The organism is Mesorhizobium sp. M1423 (assembly GCF_040317575.1).
Classification (GTDB): domain Bacteria; phylum Pseudomonadota; class Alphaproteobacteria; order Rhizobiales; family Rhizobiaceae; genus Mesorhizobium.
The window spans coordinates 74,931-90,529 of record NZ_JAMYKU010000020.1 but is presented as its reverse complement, the minus strand read 5'-3'; the positions used below and the strand labels follow the sequence as shown (position 1 = coordinate 90,529).

Sequence of the window (15,599 nt, the reverse complement as noted above, 5' to 3'; positions counted from 1 at the left end):
TCGCCGCCCGCTAGCTTGCCATGAGCGGGAGGGCGACCATGTCGATTGAGCGGGTTCTGTGGGAGCATGACGCAACAGGCCAGGCCGCACTCGTACACAAGGGAGAGATCACACCGCAAGATCTCGTCGATGCGGCGATCGCTCGGGCCGAGGCCACCCGGCCGGAGATCAACGCCATCGCCGAACCGCTTTATGAGGCGGCGCGGGCGCGGGCGAAAACCGTCGACCACAAGCTGCCGCTTGCCGGAGTGCCCTTTGCGCTGAAGGACCTCGGCATCGCCATGAACGGTGTGCCGACGCATGGCGGCAGCCGCATCCCAGCCTACACCCCCGATTTCAACTCGGTGATGACGGAACGCTATCTGGCCGCCGGCCTGGTCCCGATCGCCACCAGCACCGCACCCGAACACGGGCTGAGGCTGGTGACCGAGTCGGTGGCTTACGGCGTCACCCGCAATCCATGGGACACCGCTCACACGACCGGCGGTTCCTCGGGCGGCGCGGCTGCGCTGGTCGCGGCCGGCGTCGTGCCGGTGGCGCACGCCTCGGATGGCGGCGGCTCGATCAGGGTGCCTGCGGCCTGTACCGGGCTGGTCGGGTTGAAAACCTCGCGCGGCCGCGTGCCCTTGACGCCGCTCGTCACTGAAAGCTGGTACGGCTTTGTCGTCGACCATGCGTTGGCCCGCTCGGTGCGCGATACGGCCCTGCTGCTCGACCTGACCCACGGGCCCGAACCGCTGTCGCCCTACGCGGCACCGTCGCCGAACGGCAGTTTCACTGCGGCCGCCGGGCGCGATCCGGGCAAGCTCAAGCTCGCCTTCTACCGAAAATCGCCGCTCGGCCTGCCGATTTCGGACGAGACGTTGAAAGCTCTGGATGCGGCGATTGCGCTGGCGCGCGAAGGCGGGCACAGCGTCGAGGAGATCGACCTGCCCTATATCGACCGCGATTTCATCGCCGATTTCGCCAGAACCGTCGCCGCGGCGGTGGCCGGCACGATGCGTGGCGAGGCCTTGCGCGTCGGCCGCTCCATCTCAGGCGATATCGAACGCGCCACGCGCGTGATGAGCCGGTTCGGTGAAATCCTCTCGGCCGGCGAAATCTATGCCGGCCTGCAGCGGCTGCACGCAACCTCGCGCCGCCTTATCACCGAAACCGCGCACTATGATGCAGTGCTGATGCCTGTCATCGCGCACCCGCCGCTCGCCTGCGGCACCATGGACCCGAAAGGCGCCGACGAATTCATCGAGAATGTCCTGGACAGACTGCGCCTCGCCGGCCTGCTGAAGTTCAAGCCGCTATTCGGCCAGCTGATGGACAAGAGCCTTTGGTTCACCCACTGGCCGGCGATCCAGAACGTCAGCGGGCAACCGTCGATCACGCTGCCGGTTTACGTGACCGATGCCGGCCTGCCGCTCGGCGTCCAGGCCGCCGGCCGCCCCGGTGACGAGGAGACGCTTTTGTCGTTCGCCGCGCAGATGGAAAAGATCTCGGGATGGCTGGGCCGGCGGGCGCCGCTGCAGGTGCCGGCATAGGCGGTGATTTGATCGATCGTGACAGCAAAGCCGTTTGCCCCCTCGTCCAATTCCCGCTAAGACGCCGCCGTTCATGCCAAGCTGGGAACCACGCCGATGACGGATGTCGCCGCCACCGCCGAAATGCAGGCCGCGCTGCTTTCAAGGGCGCTGCCCTATATGCAGCGCTACGAGAACAAGACGGTCGTGGTGAAATATGGCGGCCACGCGATGGGCGACATCGCGCTCGGCAAAGCCTTCGCCCGCGACATCGCACTGCTCAAGCAATCCGGCGTCAACCCGATCGTCGTGCATGGCGGCGGGCCGCAGATCGGCGCCATGCTCAGCAAGATGGGCATCGAATCCAAATTCGAGGGCGGCTTGCGTGTCACCGACCAGAAGACCGTCGAGATTGTCGAGATGGTGCTGGCCGGGTCGATCAACAAGGAAATCGTCGCGCTGATCAATGCCGAGGGCGAGTGGGCGATCGGCCTGTGCGGCAAGGACGGCAACATGGTGTTTGCCGAAAAGGCGCGCAAGACCATGATCGATCCTGATTCCAACATCGAGCGGGTGCTCGACCTGGGCTTCGTCGGTGAACCGGTCGAGGTCGACCGCACATTGCTCGACCTCCTGGCGCGGTCCGAAATGATCCCGGTGCTGGCGCCGGTGGCGCCCGGCCGCGACGGCCATACCTACAACATCAACGCCGACACTTTTGCCGGCGCCATCGCCGGCGCCTGCCAGGCGACGCGCCTGCTGTTTCTCACCGACGTGCCCGGCGTGCTCGACAAGGATAAGAAGCTGATCGACGAGTTGACCGTGGCCGAGGCCAAGGCCCTGATCAAGGACGGAACGGTCTCGGGCGGCATGATCCCCAAGGTTGAAACCTGCATCGAGGCAATCGAGCGCGGCGTCGCTGGCGTCGTCATCCTCAACGGCAAGACGCCGCATGCGGTGCTGCTCGAGCTGTTCACCGAACACGGCGCCGGCACGCTGATCGTGCCGTGAGTGGCCTCAGTCTGTTCAACGCCGCGACAGACCGGAAGACCATCCGATCACCATCGCAGCGCTTGTCGAGACAGGCGGGCGGGCGAACGGTCGACTAGGTAGTCTCCGCCTTCGTCGCTCGCCGCCAATCGATCATCCGGGCTGAGGAAGGCGCGCGATGACCTTTATCTCAAAATCGAAGCCCGCCAGCCAATTCACCCCCACCGCGGTCCAGTTCGGGTAGGGCGGTTCACCGATCGCCCTAAGTCGAACGGCGTCAATCGCCTCCCACTGTTTGGCCGGGTCGGTGTGGAACGTGGTCACGTCAACAATGTCGTCAAACGTGCAACCGGCGGCCTTCAGCACCGCCGCGAGATTGTCGAAGGCAAGCTGGACCTGCTTTTCGAAGGCTGGCTCCGGCGATCCGTCCTCGCGGCTGCCGACTTGGCCCGAGACGAACAGAAAGCCGCCTGAGCGGATCGCCGCCGAATAGCGATTGACTTCGTAGAGGGCCTGCCGACCGGCAGGGAAGATCGCATCGCGTTTGGTCATTGTTTCACTCCAATCAGACAAGGCAGGCCGGTCCCGACCATCGCGATGTGGCTTCTCCGAGAAGGTGAGAGCCGCCCGCAAGACTTCGGGGTTTTGGATCGCTGCGTTCCATTTTCCGGGGCGGTCGCTGATATCCGTCCCGTATCCCGAAGTGGGTACATACATTCCGTATGTCAATATACATACGTTGCGTATGCTTGTTAAAAGATTGCCCGAGCCGGTCAGGCGCGCGACGAAATCGTGGTCGCAGGCGGTGTCAGCCTGCGCGCCGGGTGCGCGACCACCATCGATTCCTCTTCCTCGTCCTGCGGCGCGCCCCAGAATTCGGCGAGCGTCGGGCCATTCTTCAGGCGGCGGTCGCGAACCAGAAAGCCCCAGACTTCGCGGAACCAGACGCGGCGGCCCATTTTGGTGTACCAGCGCATCGAATGCCGTTGCTCCGGATCCTTGTGGAACAGGATGCGCGCCAAGGCCTTGGGCCGCGACTGCACGGCCAGTTCGATCAGCTTGACGGCGAAGAACAACATCCACGGCTTGAGGCGGGTCATCTGCAGCACCTGGTGCTTGTAGTCCCACAGGCGGGCGTCCAGCTGGATCACCTTGCGATCCCTGGCAATCCTGAAGAACGGCGTCCAGCGGTGCGGCGTCACATAGAGCGCCTGGATCTGGTCGGGGTCATAAGCGATCAGCTGGCGGAAGCCGCGCCAGAGGTCGCGGAAACTTTCGTCCTCGAAACCGGCCACCCAGGTCGCCATCGACAAGATGCCGTTGAGGCGCAGCAGCCGTATCGCCTCGCGGTCGGATGAGGTGCTGCCGCCCTTGCGGATCAACTGGAGCGTCTGCTCGTCGGTATTTTCCATGCCAAGCAGCCAGCGGATGACGCCGGCCTTGCGATAGAGATGCAGGCTGTCGGCGTCGCGGACGATGTCGTCGGCGCGGGTGGAGCCGACGATCAGCACCGGCACATTCTCGGCGATCATCGCATCGAGAAAGGCGCGCCAGGCTTTTTTGGACGAGGTCGGGTTCTCGTCGGCAAGGTTGATCAGCTCGACGCGGTGCTCGCGGTATAGCCAGGCAATCTCCCGCGCGAACTTCACGGGGTCGCGGTGCCGCCAGCGCGTCCAGAACCCCGGCTGGCCGCAATAGTTGCACAGATGCGGACAGCCTCGCGAGAACTGCATGACCACCGCACGCTTGCCTCCCCAATAGCTATAGCGAGTGATATCGATCAGTTCCCAGCCGATGCGGTAGTCGTCGAGATTGGCGATCGTCCTTGCCGGCTTGGTGGCAAAAGGCCGGCGCAAATCGTCGCGAAAGGCGATGCCCGCCACATCCGACAGCGGCTGCGTTTTTCAAGCGCTTCGACCAGCGCGACGATGGTCGCCTCCCCCTCGCCACGAACGATGAAGTCGAAGGCCTCCGTTTCGGCCAGTATGTCGCGCCAGTGATAGGTCGGAAACACGCCGCCATAAATCAGGATTGTCGCCAGGTCGATGTGTTTGACCATGCCGGCGATCAGTAGGGCTGTCGGATGCGCAGAGGTCGAGCCGGAATGGCCGATCAGAATACAGTCGGGATGATCGCTCAAGGCGTCCCGGACCAGCGTGGCAAGCGGCATCGGCCCGAATTCGGCGTCCACAAGTCGCACTTGATGTCCCGCGTCGATCAGCGGACCGCCCAGTGCCAGCAAACCGAGCGGCGGCAGATGGTCGTCCGGCACACGGCTGCCGATGGCCGTATGTGGCGGGTTGATCAGGACGATTTTCATGGCGGACCTTATGCAATGGCGGTCCGCATGTCGTAGTCGGCGATCTAGCGCTGGAGATTGGCTCGCTTCAGCAGTTTGTGTGCAGCTTTTCCGCAGAAATGCCTACCGTCTGAGATGTGCAAGCGGGACATGGCCCGGCCCCTTGATGTTCTGCAGCACAAGCTGGGTGTGGACGTCGCGCACGCCTTCGAGCCGCATCAGCCGGTGCATGACGAAGGCATTGAGCTCGTCGACCGACGGCACCATCACATGCAACAGGAAATCATGATCGCCGGTCATGGTCCAGCATGAGGACACCTCGTCCATCCGCTGGACGGCGGCGATGAAGCTTTCGGGCGAGCCGTCGCTGTGGCTGGTCAGGCGCACCTGGATGAACACCTCGACCATCAGCCCGACGGCGCGACGGCTGAGCACCGCGGCGAAGCCCTTGATGATGCCCGCCTGCTGAAGCGCCTCGAAGCGCCGCGCGCAAGGTGTCGTCGACAGGCCGATCTCCTGCGCCAGTTCGGATACCGGCTTGCGCCCGTCGCGCTGCAGGCTGTCGAGCATCTTGATCTCGAATTCGTCAAACTGAGGCATTTTCACTCTCCCAAAGCTCGATCGTGGAGTCTTTTACCTCCAACCCCGCATTTGAGCCACCATCAAAGCTGATTTGCGTCGCGCCATCCGGCTAGAATTTCCGACGATCCGCTGATCATGATTTCCAGGGAGAGCAAGCCATGACGATGAACGTTGCCGACTACGCCCGCGAATGCGCGGCGCGAGGCCTTCGCGGCGATTATTCGGTCTGCCGTGCCGATTTCACCGTGGCGCAGGGCCACAATTATAGCGACGAAGAACAGGCGGTGTGGCGCACGCTGTGCGACCGCCAGACGAAGCTGACCAGGAAGCTCGCCCACCATTCCTATCTCGATGGCGTTGCGGCGCTCGGCCTTCTCGACAAGATCCCGGATTTCGGTGAGGTCAGCGAGAAGCTGCGCAAGCTCACCGGCTGGGAGATCGTCGCCGTGCCGGGGCTCATTCCCGCCCAGCCGTTCTTCGACCACCTCGCCAACCGTCGCTTCCCGGTCACCAACTGGCTGCGAACCCAAAAGGAGCTCGACTACATTGTCGAGCCCGACATGTTCCACGATTTCTTCGGTCACGTGCCGATCCTGACGCAGCCGGTCTTTGCCGACTTCATGCAGATGTATGGCAAGAAGGCCGACAGCGTGATTGCGGTCGGCGGCGACGAGATGATCACCAGGCTTTACTGGTACACCGTCGAATACGGGCTGATACGCGAGCCGGGCCAGCCGCTGAAGGCTTTCGGCGCCGGGCTGATGTCATCCTTCACCGAGCTTCAGTTCGCGGTCAAAGGCGGCGAGGCGCACCATGTCGCCTTCGACCTGGAAACCGTAATGCGCACCGGCTACGAGATCGACAAGTTCCAGCGTGCCTATTTCGTGCTGCCGTCGTTCGACGTGCTGCGTGATGCTTTCGAGACCGCCGATCTTGCGGCGATCGTGGCGCGCCGCAAAGGCGAGCCGGCGCTCGACCCGGCGAGCCTATAGGCTGTCGGCTGTTTCCAGGGCCTCGGATTTCAGCCGGGCAAGCTGGTCGCGCTGAAGGTCGAGCGACGCGGTGACGAAGCGCAGGATCGTGGCCAGCTCGGTGTCGCTGAATGTGGCGATCACCTTTTCTCCCTCCTGCGCGATCGCACCATAATAGCGCGCCGATAGTTCTCGCGTGAGTTCCGTCGCCTCTATGACCACCTTGCGCCTGTCCTCGAGGCTGCGCGTTCGTGTCAGCAGGCCGCGCGCCTCCAGCCGGTCGATCAGCGCGGTGACTGCGGCCGGCGTCAACCCTGTTGCGGCCGCGACCTCGCCAGCCGATTGCGGGCCGCCATAGAGCAGCGCCAGGCAATGGCGTTCCGCCGTACTCAGCTCAAGCCTATCGCCTACTGCCTCGTCATAAGCCTGCGTCGCGTCTTGCCAGCCCATAATGGCAAGGCTGATGGCCGTCTTCATGTCGGCCCGATTCATGCTTGACGAGTTTATTTCGATCATCTAACTATCAATTTGCCTAACATTACGGCCATTATAGTAATACGCTGCGTCGGGCGCAAGGCACGGCCTGTCGCAGCACGCAAGGAGTGGACAAGGAACCAGAACCAGACGCGCGGCCCACTCACACCGGCCGAAGAATTCAAATACGCCAAGCTGGCGATGGAATGGTATGGCTGGGGTTCTCCCATTGGCCTTGGTATTGCACTGGTCGCGCTGGCGGCCGCTGCCCTGCTGTTCCGCATCGCCATCTTCGGATTTTGACAGCACTGGCCGCGGCGCGGTTGAATTCTGATAGGGTAGAATTTTTCCAGCACAAGGCTTAGGGCTGAGCTCACGCCGCTTCGGAAATGTCACGATCGATGATCGACAGGTTGCGGCCGCGATGCTTGGCCTCGTAGAGCCGCTGGTCGGCGGCGCGCATCAGCTCCGACACTGCGGCGTCCTCGCCGCAGGTGGTCCCGCCGATACTGACCGTCAGCGGAACGGTTCGTTCGTCGACGGGCCGGAAACGGATACGCTCTACTTCACGGCGGATGCGCTCGGCGACGCGCCTGGCTTCGTGTTCGGTGGCGCCGATCAGAAAGGCGCAGAATTCCTCACCGCCGATGCGGCCAAGGACATCGCCGCTGCGCACGCCACGCTCTATCGCACTTGCGATCAGGAGCAGCGCCTCGTCGCCGATCAGATGGCCGTAGCTGTCGTTGATGGTCTTGAAATGGTCGGCATCGACGATCAGCAATGCCCCGCGATCGGATTTACGCCGAGAGCCGTCGAGGGCGGCAAAGAAACTTTCGCGGTTGAGCATGCCGGTCATGTCGTCGCGGCTCGCCTTTTCCGCCAAGCGCCTGTGGGCGGCCGCGAGCTGGGCATGGGCGCGGGCGAGTTCGCGATGCGCGGTCTTCAACCTTTCGCCCTGCCAGACCGTATAGGCGCCGGCGCCCCAGGCAAGAGCCAGCGGGCATACGGTAGACGTCAACCAGATGGTGCGATTGATCGGAAAACCCATTGCCGGCACGACGATCAGCGTCAGCAAAAGTGAGACGGCGACGGAGGCGAAAGCGATGGCGGCAGACTTTAGAAATATGCGATTCATCGCTTGCTCCCACTGGTCCGTCTTGGTGCCAGCAAGCGCTGAATGTCACCTTTCGGCGATGCTTAAGATTTTAATCACGGCACCATTTTCACCACCCAGGGCGCGCATAGGTTGTGGATAAACCTCCTGTTAGAAAGATCGTTTCGTGCCATAAGGACGGTATGACCACGCTTCCCGACCCCGCCCGCTTTGCCCATGTCACCGACTGGGTGTTCGATCTCGACAACACGCTCTATCCGCACCATTCCAATCTGTTCTCGCAGATCGATGTGAAGATGACCGCCTATGTCGGAGAATTGCTGACGCTGCCGCGCGAGGAAGCACGCAAGCTGCAGAAGGAGCTCTACCGGGAATACGGCACGACACTGAACGGGTTGATGACGCGCCACGGCATCGACCCCGACGACTTTCTCGAGAAGGTCCACGACATCGATTATTCCTGGCTGGTGCCAGATCCCGTCCTCGGCACCGCCATACGCCAGCTTCCCGGCCGCAAATTCATCTTCACCAATGGCGATCGCCGGCATGCCGAACGCACCGCGCGGCAGCTGGGCATTCTCGAGCATTTCGACGACATTTTCGATATCGTCGCAGCCGGGCTGAACCCCAAGCCGGCGCGACAATCCTACGAGAAATTTGCCGAACTCCACGCCGTCACCGGGCAAAATGCGGTGATGTTCGAAGACCTCGCCCGCAACCTGTCGGTGCCGAAATCGCTGGGCATGACCACGGTGCTGGTGGTGCCGCGCAATTTCGAGCCGACCTTCTCGGAAATCTGGGAACGCGACCCGGCCAACGAGGACGACGTGGACTTCGTCACCGACGATCTCGCCGGCTTTCTCACGGCGATCGTCGAAGTCCCCGCTTGAGGCAGTCGGCGCGCTTCAAATTCTTGCTTGCATATCAGAGCTTATAGAAGCGGCTGACGATCCCCCAGGCCTCGTCGGCGGTGTCGACGAAATCGATGATGTCCTGGTCGCCGGGGGTGATCGTACCTTGCTCGGCGAGGAAATCGAGGTCGATCGCCCGTGCCCAGAAAGCCTTGCCGAACAGGATGACCGGCACCCGTTCCATGCGGCCGGTCTGGATCAGGGTCAGCGTCTCGAAGAACTCGTCCATCGTACCGAAGCCGCCGGGAAACACCGCAACGGCCTTGGCACGCATGACGAAATGCATCTTGCGGACCGCGAAATAGTGGAAGTTGAAGCAGAGTTCCGGCGTCACGTAGGCGTTTGGCGCCTGCTCGTGCGGCAGCACGATGTTGAGACCGATCGACGGCGCGCCTACATCGTCGGCGCCGCGATTGCCGGCCTCCATGACGCCAGGCCCGCCGCCGGTCACCACGACGAATTCGCGATAGTACGAAGTGGCCGACTGCTGCGAGCAGAGGCGGGCGAATTTGCGCGCCTCCTCATAGTATTTGCTGTTTTGCTCGAGATTCTTCTTCTGCGTCTCGTTCTTGGCCGCCCAGGCTTCACCGCCGGGCTCGGGGATGCGCGCGCCGCCGAACAGGATGACGGTCGATTGGATGCCGCGCTCGGCCAGGATCATCTCCGGTTTCAGCAGTTCGAGCTGCAGCCTGACCGCGCGCAACTCGCGCCGCGTCATGAAATCGGGGTCGTTCCAGGCCAGCCGATATGTCTCCGCGCGCGTTTGCGGCGTGTCCGGCACGCTTTTCGACCGCTCCAGATCCTCGTCCGAATGCGGTAGCGGCGTCCACCCCGCCTTTTCCATGGGAGTCATATTTGCTTTACCCGTCCAATCATTCACTTGCGCCGTCCCGTGACGCTGCCGCGATTGACCCTCCCCAAGCCTTCACATAGGGTCCGCGCGACTTTCAAACAGGTTAAGGCGCCGGCCCTTAACAGCTTGGTAATGGAGCGAATTCATGTCGAAGCCCGATCTCGCGAGTCTCGAGAAGATCATCGAGAACGCCTTCGAGGAACGCGACACCATTTCGACCGCAACCCGCGGCGAGACGCGCGAGGCCATCCAATCGGCGCTCGACCTGCTCGACCGGGGCGTCGCCCGCGTCGCCGAGCGGCAGGCCGACGGCAAATGGCACGTCAACCAGTGGCTGAAGAAAGCGGTGCTGCTGTCCTTCCGGCTCAACCCGATGGAGATCATCAAGGGTGGTCCCGGTCAGGCGGTATGGTGGGACAAGGTGCCTTCGAAGTTCGACGGCTGGAGCGCCGTCGATTTCGAGAAGGCCGGCTTCCGCGCCGTGCCGTCGTCGATCGTGCGCCGCTCTGCCTATGTCGCGCCGGGCGCCGTGCTGATGCCGTCCTTCGTCAATGTCGGCGCCTATGTCGATAGCGGCACCATGGTCGACACCTGGGCGTCGGTCGGCTCCTGTGCCCAGATCGGCAAGAATGTGCATCTGTCGGGCGGCGTCGGTATCGGCGGCGTGCTGGAGCCGATGCAGGCCGGCCCAACCATCATCGAGGACAATTGCTTCATCGGCGCCCGTTCCGAAGTGGTCGAGGGCTGCATTGTTCGCGAGGGCTCAGTGCTCGGCATGGGTGTCTTCATCGGCCAATCGACCAAGATCGTCGACCGCGCCACCGGCGAGATCTTCTACGGCGAAGTGCCGGCCAATTCCGTCGTCGTCGCCGGCTCACTGCCGGGCAAGCCTTTTCCAAACAACGAGCCCGGCCCCAGCCTCTACTGCGCCGTCATCGTCAAGCGGGTCGACGCAAGAACCCGTTCCAAGACCTCGATCAACGAATTGCTGCGCGATTGATCTCCCGAGAACGGATGCACCGGGTTGACTGACAAACCTCAATTCCTATGGCTTTTCTTCAGCCTTTCTGGGCGGGTGAATCCGAGCGCTTATGTTTTGGCTGGCCTCTTGCCGGTCATCGTTCAACTCTTTCTGCTCTACCAGTTCGCGCGAACGCCGTTAGGCACTGCCGCGAGCCAGTATTGGGCGCTCGCCTTATGGATCGCTGTGTTCGTCTCGACATGGTCGACCTTTGCGCTAACGGCGAAGCGGTTCCATGATTTCGGCAAGCCTGCCTATTACGCATTGATCTCTCTCATTATCGGCTTCGTCCTGCTTTTTATCCTGGCTTTTTTCAAAAGTGACCCAGGTCCCAACCGCTACGGCAAGCGCACCAACGCACCGGCCGAACCCTGAGCGCCAATCGGACATTTCGTCATGCGCTACCGCTCGCTTGATTCGAAACTGATCCTCGAAACCGCCGAACGGCTGGAAGAGCGCGTCGCCGAGCGCTTTCCCGATGCAGGCCTGCGCGGCGTCGCCGCCGAGCTCGTGTCGCTGTCGCGCGATCTGGCAAAGGCAGCCAAGGCGCTGGAGGCGCCGATCTGGTGGCTGCGCGGCCTCATCATCGCCGCTTTCGTCGTCGGAGCGCTGATGTTCCTGTTCGTCGGCACAATCCTGCCGCTCGGCCGCATCTCGGGAAACCACGATGCCTTCCAGTCGGTGCAAGGCATCGAAGCCTCCCTCAACATGATCATCCTCGCCGTGCTGGGCTTCCTGGCCCTGATCCGCTCCGAGGAGCGGATCAGGCGCAAGCGGGTGTTCCGCCAACTCCACGGGCTGCGGTCGCTCATCCACGTCATCGACATGCACCAGCTGACCAAGGATCCGGCAGCACTTTCAGCCAGTTTCAAGCCGACTGCACATTCGCCAGCCCGCATCACCAACGCCGCCGACCTTGCCCGCTATCTCGACTATTGCTCCGAAATGTTGTCGATCACCGGCAAGATCGCCGCGCTGTTTGCCCAGTCGGTCAATGACGCCGTGGTCATCGATGGCGTCAATGACATCGAGAACCTGGCGTCGAACCTGTCGCGAAAGATCTGGCAGAAGATCACGCTGATCGAAACCCCTCATGGGCAGCCGGCACATGCGAAGAAAACCGATCCCGAGCCGGGTCCGCCGCGTCGGCCTGCAGTCCGCAGACGGCCGGGGCCGGCAAGCTAAGACCCGCGAGCCGGCGGCAGATCCGCTAGAGCGGCAGAGCGGGGAGTTCCGAAACCCCGGTTTTGCGCCGGACGCTCTAAGCGAATGTTAATCACCCTGGCCCAGCATGCCGGCGAAAACTGTGTCGACCGGCACGGAGCGCTCGACTGGCAAGCGACCTATCCCTGACCACCAAGGAGCCGCGCAAAACGTGGAGCGCCGCCGCTCGCCTGTTTGCCTGGTTCTCTTCGCCGATGAGATTGGAACCGGAAGCCGTCCGCGCCCGGCTTCTCGACACCACTTTCGACCGCAAATTCGCAGTCTTGTTCGGCACCATCAGCGTTCTGGTGGTTGCGGTCAGCGCCGCACTTGCCACGAAGGATTGGTGGCCCTACGCCTGGATCGCAGCCGACCTGATGCTTTTCGTCGTCCGCGTTCTGCTGATGCGGGAATGCGAGCAGGCCCGCAGGCGCGGCTCGAAAGGGCCGCTGGCGGGCCTGATGGCAGCCAGCGGTGTATGGTCGGTCGTTTTCGGCCTCGGCTGCTATGGCTGTGTTGCCAGCGGGAATATGGCGCTTTCCGTACTTGCCGCCTTGAATGTCGCAGGTGTCGTTGGCGTGGTGTCGTCACGCAATGCGGCCACCCCGCGCTTCGCCATATTCGTCATGTTGGCCGTAAGCCTGCCTTACGTGGTCGGTGCATTGTTTTCCGCAGCGCCCGGAATGCCGATCGTCGGAATTCAAACGCCGTTCTATGTGGCCGGCGTCATCATCGTGCTGCTTCAGAACCACGCAATCAACGCCCGCATGATCCGCGCCGAGCTGGACAATCGCGACCTGGCGATCAAGGACGCGCTGACCGGCCTGCCAAACCGCATCTTCCTGCAGGAAAAATTGCGCGACATGTGCCGCGACCTTGCGGCGCCGGCCGCCAATGGCGGCAAGCCGTTTGCCGTGCTCAGCATGGACCTCGACGGCTTCAAACAGGTCAACGACCGTTTTGGTCATGCGGTCGGCGACGTGCTGCTGCGCAAGGTGGCCGAACGATTGAAGCGCGGCTTCCGGCCGGGGGACGTGGTCTTCCGTATCGGCGGCGACGAATTCGTCATCCTTTTGCCCGCAACCTCGGAGATCGAGGCCACCTATCTGGCAAAGCGGGCCATCGAAAAGGTCTCGGTGCCTTTCGACCTCGGGGTCGGTTCCGCCATCCATGTCGGCTTGAGCGTCGGCAGCGCCTTTGCACCCGCCGACGGCGGCGATCCGGAAATCCTGCTCACCTGTTCCGACCATGCACTCTACGAAGCCAAGCGCACCGGCAAGGGCCGTTATTGGGCGCCTGTGCGGGCTACGATCTGACGGTCGCAGCGACAGCTTCCGGCGGCAAGCAAGGCGATCCGCGCCTCTCCTGCTCGGCCGCGCGCACCAGTGCAGTGACATGCTTCAGCAAAGGCGCCGGCGTGCCGGCCTTTTCGGCCAAACGCAGGACCGCGCCTTGCAGTTCGCCGATCTCCGTCGACCGGCGGCGCCGCAGGTCATCCCACATCGACGAACGCGCGGCCGGATCGATGGCAAGCATCCGCCGCGCCAAGAACTTGAACAGCCCGTCGGGCAGGCGAAGCACTTTCGGCAGCAGTGCGGGACGCAGGCCGGCGATGCGAGCGGGTTCGATGCCTGTCGCCGTCATTGCCGCCGATGCTTCGTCGATCTGACCGACCAGGATCAGCCGCCAGCGGCGATCGGCAAGCTCTGCCGCCAGCGGCAGACCGGAAAGCGCCACCAGCGCGTTGTTGAGGTTGAGCAGCAGCTTGTCCCATAACACCGCGTCGATGTCACCATGCGTCGCGACGGCAAACCCCTCGACATCAAGCAGTTCGTCAAGGCCCGCCGAGCCCTGTTCGATCATCACTTTGCCGCCGCTGGCGCGGTGCAGGCGAAGCGGCAATTCGCCCTCCGGCGATTGGACCACGTTGAACGGCACCATGCCCGCGAGCACCGGCTGGGCGGTGAGATGGGCTCGCAATTTATCGGCATTGTCGACGCCGTTCTGCAGGCTGAGTATCACCACGTCCGGTCGGGCATGGGCGGCAATCAGCCCGGCCATGTCTTGCGTCGCGCCGCTCTTGACCGTTACCAAAATGACATCGGCATCGGAGAATGCTACCGCCGGATCGGCGGTGACCGACAATGCGTCCGGTTTGACAGAACGGTCGCGGCCGTCAGGGTCGGTGATGCGCAATCCAGCTTCTTGCAGGGCCTTCTCGACGCGCGGTCGCGCCAGCAGAAACACCTTTCGCCCGGCAAGTATCAGGCAGCCGCCGGCGTAGCAGCCGATACTGCCGGCACCGGCGATTACGATCGTCTTGCCACGCGTGACCATGCGATGGCCCTGTTCTGGTCGAGAGACCTTGCCGCAATTATACGACATGAAAACCATAATGTCGGCGGCATGGCTGGCCCTCACGTCTGGCCGTGACAGACCTTGCGCTTTCGACTATCGCTTTTGCCCATGATGCTGCCTACCGATCCGGTTAGAAATCTCGCTGCACTCATCCGCTGTGCTTCCGTGACGCCCGCCGAAGGCGGTGCGCTGCGCGCGCTGGAGGCGATGTTGAAGCCGCTCGGCTTTGCGGTCGAGCGACCGGTGTTTTCCGAAGCCGGCACACCGGACATCGAGAACCTTTACGCGCGGCGTTCCGGCAATGGCCCGCATCTGATGTTTGCCGGCCATACCGACGTGGTGCCGGTGGGCGACGAGGCAGCCTGGACGCACCCGCCCTTTGGCGCCGAGATCGCCAATGGCGAGATGTTCGGCCGCGGCGCCGTCGACATGAAGGGCGGCATTGCTTGTTTCGTCGCGGCGGTGGCGCGACATGTCGAGCAGAAGGGCGGCCCGAAGGGGTCGGTCTCGCTGCTGATAACCGGCGATGAGGAAGGCCCGGCGATCAACGGCACGACGAAGCTGCTCGAATGGGCGGCCGCCAAAGGCGAGAAATGGGATGCCTCGATCGTCGGCGAGCCTACCAATCCCGACGCGCTTGGCGATATGATCAAGATCGGCCGGCGCGGCTCGCTATCGGGCACGGTCGTCGTCAACGGCCGCCAGGGCCACGCCGCCTATCCGCAGCTAGCCGACAATCCGGTGCGCGGCCTGGTGACGCTGGTCGACGCCTTGCTGCACCCCGTCTTCGACAACGGAACAAGGGATTTCCAGCCGACGAATCTTGAGGTGACCTCCATCGATGTCGGCAATCCCGCCACCAACGTCATCCCGGCGAAGGCAGCAGCTACCTTCAATATCCGCTTCAACGACACATGGACCGCCGAGACGATCCAGGCCGAGATCCACAACCGCCTCGACCGGGCGGCGAAACGCAAGAAATACCGCGCCGGCAAGAAGACGCCGGTCGACTACGAGATCGTCTGGCGCGACGGGCCGAGCCATGTTTTCCTGACACGCGACGACAGGCTGATCGAGACGCTTGGCGGTTCGGTCAAAGCGGTGACCGGCAGGAAGCCGGCGCTCTCCACCTCCGGCGGCACCTCCGATGCCCGCTTTATCAAGGATTATTGTCCGGTGGTCGAATTCGGCCTGGTCGGCAAGACCATGCACATGGTCGACGAACGTGTGGCGATTGCCGATCTCGAGACGCTGACGCAGATTTATCTGCGCTTCGTTGAAGACTGGTTTGCGCAGGACATATCCTAGT

Annotated in this window: 16 protein-coding genes and 1 pseudogene; 10 read left to right on the top strand and 7 right to left on the bottom strand. The window is 62.9% G+C overall.

Translation table 11 applies throughout. From position 1 onward, the window contains the following. Window positions 1-38: 38 nt before the first annotated feature. Both NKG95_RS23560 and argB read left to right on the top strand, forming a co-directional pair. Window positions 39-1,535, top strand: coding sequence for an amidase (locus NKG95_RS23560; protein ID WP_353042694.1), 1,497 nt, complete (start codon window positions 39-41; stop codon window positions 1,533-1,535). Window positions 1,536-1,631: 96 nt separating this feature from the next. Next, a complete protein-coding gene (argB, locus tag NKG95_RS23555) occupies window positions 1,632-2,525 on the top strand; it encodes an acetylglutamate kinase (protein ID WP_023677482.1) in 894 nt (297 codons plus the stop codon). 132 nt (window positions 2,526-2,657) lie between these two features. Here argB and NKG95_RS23550 read toward each other — a convergent pair whose 3' ends face one another. From NKG95_RS23550 to NKG95_RS23540, 3 genes and pseudogenes are all read right to left on the bottom strand, one after another. Further along, entirely contained in the window at window positions 2,658-3,056 is a 399-nt protein-coding gene (locus NKG95_RS23550) for a RidA family protein (RefSeq protein WP_352495032.1), read from the bottom strand. A gap of 221 nt (window positions 3,057-3,277) precedes the next feature. Next, a pseudogene (gene bchE, locus NKG95_RS23545) lies at window positions 3,278-4,824 on the bottom strand (magnesium-protoporphyrin IX monomethyl ester anaerobic oxidative cyclase). 102 nt (window positions 4,825-4,926) lie between these two features. Next, window positions 4,927-5,403 carry an Lrp/AsnC family transcriptional regulator gene (locus tag NKG95_RS23540; protein WP_023718203.1) on the bottom strand — a complete coding sequence of 159 codons (477 nt, stop codon included), beginning with the start codon at window positions 5,401-5,403 and terminating at the stop codon, window positions 4,927-4,929. Window positions 5,404-5,543: 140 nt separating this feature from the next. Between NKG95_RS23540 and phhA the strand changes: the two genes are divergently transcribed. Continuing rightward, window positions 5,544-6,377 (top strand): phenylalanine 4-monooxygenase, encoded by an 834-nt coding sequence (phhA, locus tag NKG95_RS23535; protein WP_353042693.1) that lies wholly within the window; start codon window positions 5,544-5,546, stop codon window positions 6,375-6,377. On the opposite strand, the gene NKG95_RS23530 is transcribed toward phhA, so the two are convergent. Continuing rightward, window positions 6,372-6,872, bottom strand: coding sequence for a MarR family winged helix-turn-helix transcriptional regulator (locus NKG95_RS23530; protein ID WP_352591278.1), 501 nt, complete (start codon window positions 6,870-6,872; stop codon window positions 6,372-6,374). The two genes, phhA and NKG95_RS23530, sit on opposite strands and share 6 nt — an antisense overlap. A gap of 12 nt (window positions 6,873-6,884) precedes the next feature. Between NKG95_RS23530 and NKG95_RS23525 the strand changes: the two genes are divergently transcribed. Then, a complete protein-coding gene (locus tag NKG95_RS23525) occupies window positions 6,885-7,133 on the top strand; it encodes a hypothetical protein (RefSeq protein WP_353042692.1) in 249 nt (82 codons plus the stop codon). A gap of 70 nt (window positions 7,134-7,203) precedes the next feature. Here NKG95_RS23525 and NKG95_RS23520 read toward each other — a convergent pair whose 3' ends face one another. Further along, the gene (locus NKG95_RS23520; RefSeq protein WP_023718199.1) at window positions 7,204-7,965 is read right to left on the bottom strand and encodes a GGDEF domain-containing protein; all 762 of its coding nucleotides are present in this window, start codon (window positions 7,963-7,965) and stop codon (window positions 7,204-7,206) included. 161 nt (window positions 7,966-8,126) lie between these two features. Here NKG95_RS23520 and NKG95_RS23515 point away from each other — a divergent pair, with 161 nt between their 5' ends. Beyond that, on the top strand, window positions 8,127-8,834 hold the full coding sequence (locus NKG95_RS23515) for a pyrimidine 5'-nucleotidase (protein WP_023677476.1): 708 nt from the start codon (window positions 8,127-8,129) through the stop codon (window positions 8,832-8,834). 34 nt (window positions 8,835-8,868) lie between these two features. Here the strand turns inward: NKG95_RS23515 and NKG95_RS23510 are convergent, their stop codons facing one another. Beyond that, on the bottom strand, window positions 8,869-9,708 hold the full coding sequence (locus tag NKG95_RS23510) for an LOG family protein (RefSeq protein ID WP_023718198.1): 840 nt from the start codon (window positions 9,706-9,708) through the stop codon (window positions 8,869-8,871). A 145-nt stretch (window positions 9,709-9,853) separates the two neighbouring features. Between NKG95_RS23510 and dapD the strand changes: the two genes are divergently transcribed. The 4 genes from dapD (at window position 9,854) to NKG95_RS23490 (ending at window position 13,248) form a co-directional block, all read left to right on the top strand. Continuing rightward, window positions 9,854-10,708: a 2,3,4,5-tetrahydropyridine-2,6-dicarboxylate N-succinyltransferase gene (gene dapD, locus NKG95_RS23505; RefSeq protein WP_352484324.1), complete on the top strand. Its 855-nt coding sequence runs from the start codon at window positions 9,854-9,856 to the stop codon at window positions 10,706-10,708. Between the two features lie 24 nt (window positions 10,709-10,732). Beyond that, window positions 10,733-11,104 carry a DUF805 domain-containing protein gene (locus tag NKG95_RS23500; protein ID WP_031193743.1) on the top strand — a complete coding sequence of 124 codons (372 nt, stop codon included), beginning with the start codon at window positions 10,733-10,735 and terminating at the stop codon, window positions 11,102-11,104. Between the two features lie 21 nt (window positions 11,105-11,125). After that, window positions 11,126-11,914 carry a hypothetical protein gene (locus NKG95_RS23495; RefSeq protein WP_353042691.1) on the top strand — a complete coding sequence of 263 codons (789 nt, stop codon included), beginning with the start codon at window positions 11,126-11,128 and terminating at the stop codon, window positions 11,912-11,914. Window positions 11,915-12,147: 233 nt separating this feature from the next. Beyond that, window positions 12,148-13,248 carry a GGDEF domain-containing protein gene (locus NKG95_RS23490; RefSeq protein ID WP_023718195.1) on the top strand — a complete coding sequence of 367 codons (1,101 nt, stop codon included), beginning with the start codon at window positions 12,148-12,150 and terminating at the stop codon, window positions 13,246-13,248. Here NKG95_RS23490 and NKG95_RS23485 read toward each other — a convergent pair. Beyond that, window positions 13,238-14,269, bottom strand: a complete 1,032-nt coding sequence (locus NKG95_RS23485; protein ID WP_353042690.1) for a 2-dehydropantoate 2-reductase — start codon at window positions 14,267-14,269, stop codon at window positions 13,238-13,240. The two genes, NKG95_RS23490 and NKG95_RS23485, sit on opposite strands and share 11 nt — an antisense overlap. Before the next feature lie 129 nt (window positions 14,270-14,398). Between NKG95_RS23485 and dapE the strand changes: the two genes are divergently transcribed. Then, window positions 14,399-15,598 (top strand): succinyl-diaminopimelate desuccinylase, encoded by a 1,200-nt coding sequence (gene dapE, locus NKG95_RS23480; RefSeq protein WP_352484327.1) that lies wholly within the window; start codon window positions 14,399-14,401, stop codon window positions 15,596-15,598. Window position 15,599 lies beyond the last annotated feature (1 nt).

Bases quoted from the DNA above. Each gene is read 5' to 3' on its own strand.
- NKG95_RS23510 (WP_023718198.1), bottom strand. From the start codon at position 9,708: ATGACTCCCATGGAAAAGGCGGGGTGGACGCCGCTACCGCATTCGGAC.
- dapE (WP_352484327.1), top strand. From the start codon at position 14,399: ATGATGCTGCCTACCGATCCGGTTAGAAATCTCGCTGCACTCATCCGC.
- NKG95_RS23520 (WP_023718199.1), bottom strand. From the start codon at position 7,965: ATGAATCGCATATTTCTAAAGTCTGCCGCCATCGCTTTCGCCTCCGTC.
- NKG95_RS23540 (WP_023718203.1), bottom strand. From the start codon at position 5,403: ATGCCTCAGTTTGACGAATTCGAGATCAAGATGCTCGACAGCCTGCAG.
- NKG95_RS23550 (WP_352495032.1), bottom strand. From the start codon at position 3,056: ATGACCAAACGCGATGCGATCTTCCCTGCCGGTCGGCAGGCCCTCTAC.
- NKG95_RS23515 (WP_023677476.1), top strand. From the start codon at position 8,127: ATGACCACGCTTCCCGACCCCGCCCGCTTTGCCCATGTCACCGACTGG.
- NKG95_RS23490 (WP_023718195.1), top strand. From the start codon at position 12,148: ATGAGATTGGAACCGGAAGCCGTCCGCGCCCGGCTTCTCGACACCACT.
- NKG95_RS23495 (WP_353042691.1), top strand. From the start codon at position 11,126: ATGCGCTACCGCTCGCTTGATTCGAAACTGATCCTCGAAACCGCCGAA.
- argB (WP_023677482.1), top strand. From the start codon at position 1,632: ATGACGGATGTCGCCGCCACCGCCGAAATGCAGGCCGCGCTGCTTTCA.
- phhA (WP_353042693.1), top strand. From the start codon at position 5,544: ATGACGATGAACGTTGCCGACTACGCCCGCGAATGCGCGGCGCGAGGC.
- NKG95_RS23485 (WP_353042690.1), bottom strand. From the start codon at position 14,269: ATGGTCACGCGTGGCAAGACGATCGTAATCGCCGGTGCCGGCAGTATC.
- NKG95_RS23560 (WP_353042694.1), top strand. From the start codon at position 39: ATGTCGATTGAGCGGGTTCTGTGGGAGCATGACGCAACAGGCCAGGCC.
- dapD (WP_352484324.1), top strand. From the start codon at position 9,854: ATGTCGAAGCCCGATCTCGCGAGTCTCGAGAAGATCATCGAGAACGCC.
- NKG95_RS23530 (WP_352591278.1), bottom strand. From the start codon at position 6,872: ATGATCGAAATAAACTCGTCAAGCATGAATCGGGCCGACATGAAGACG.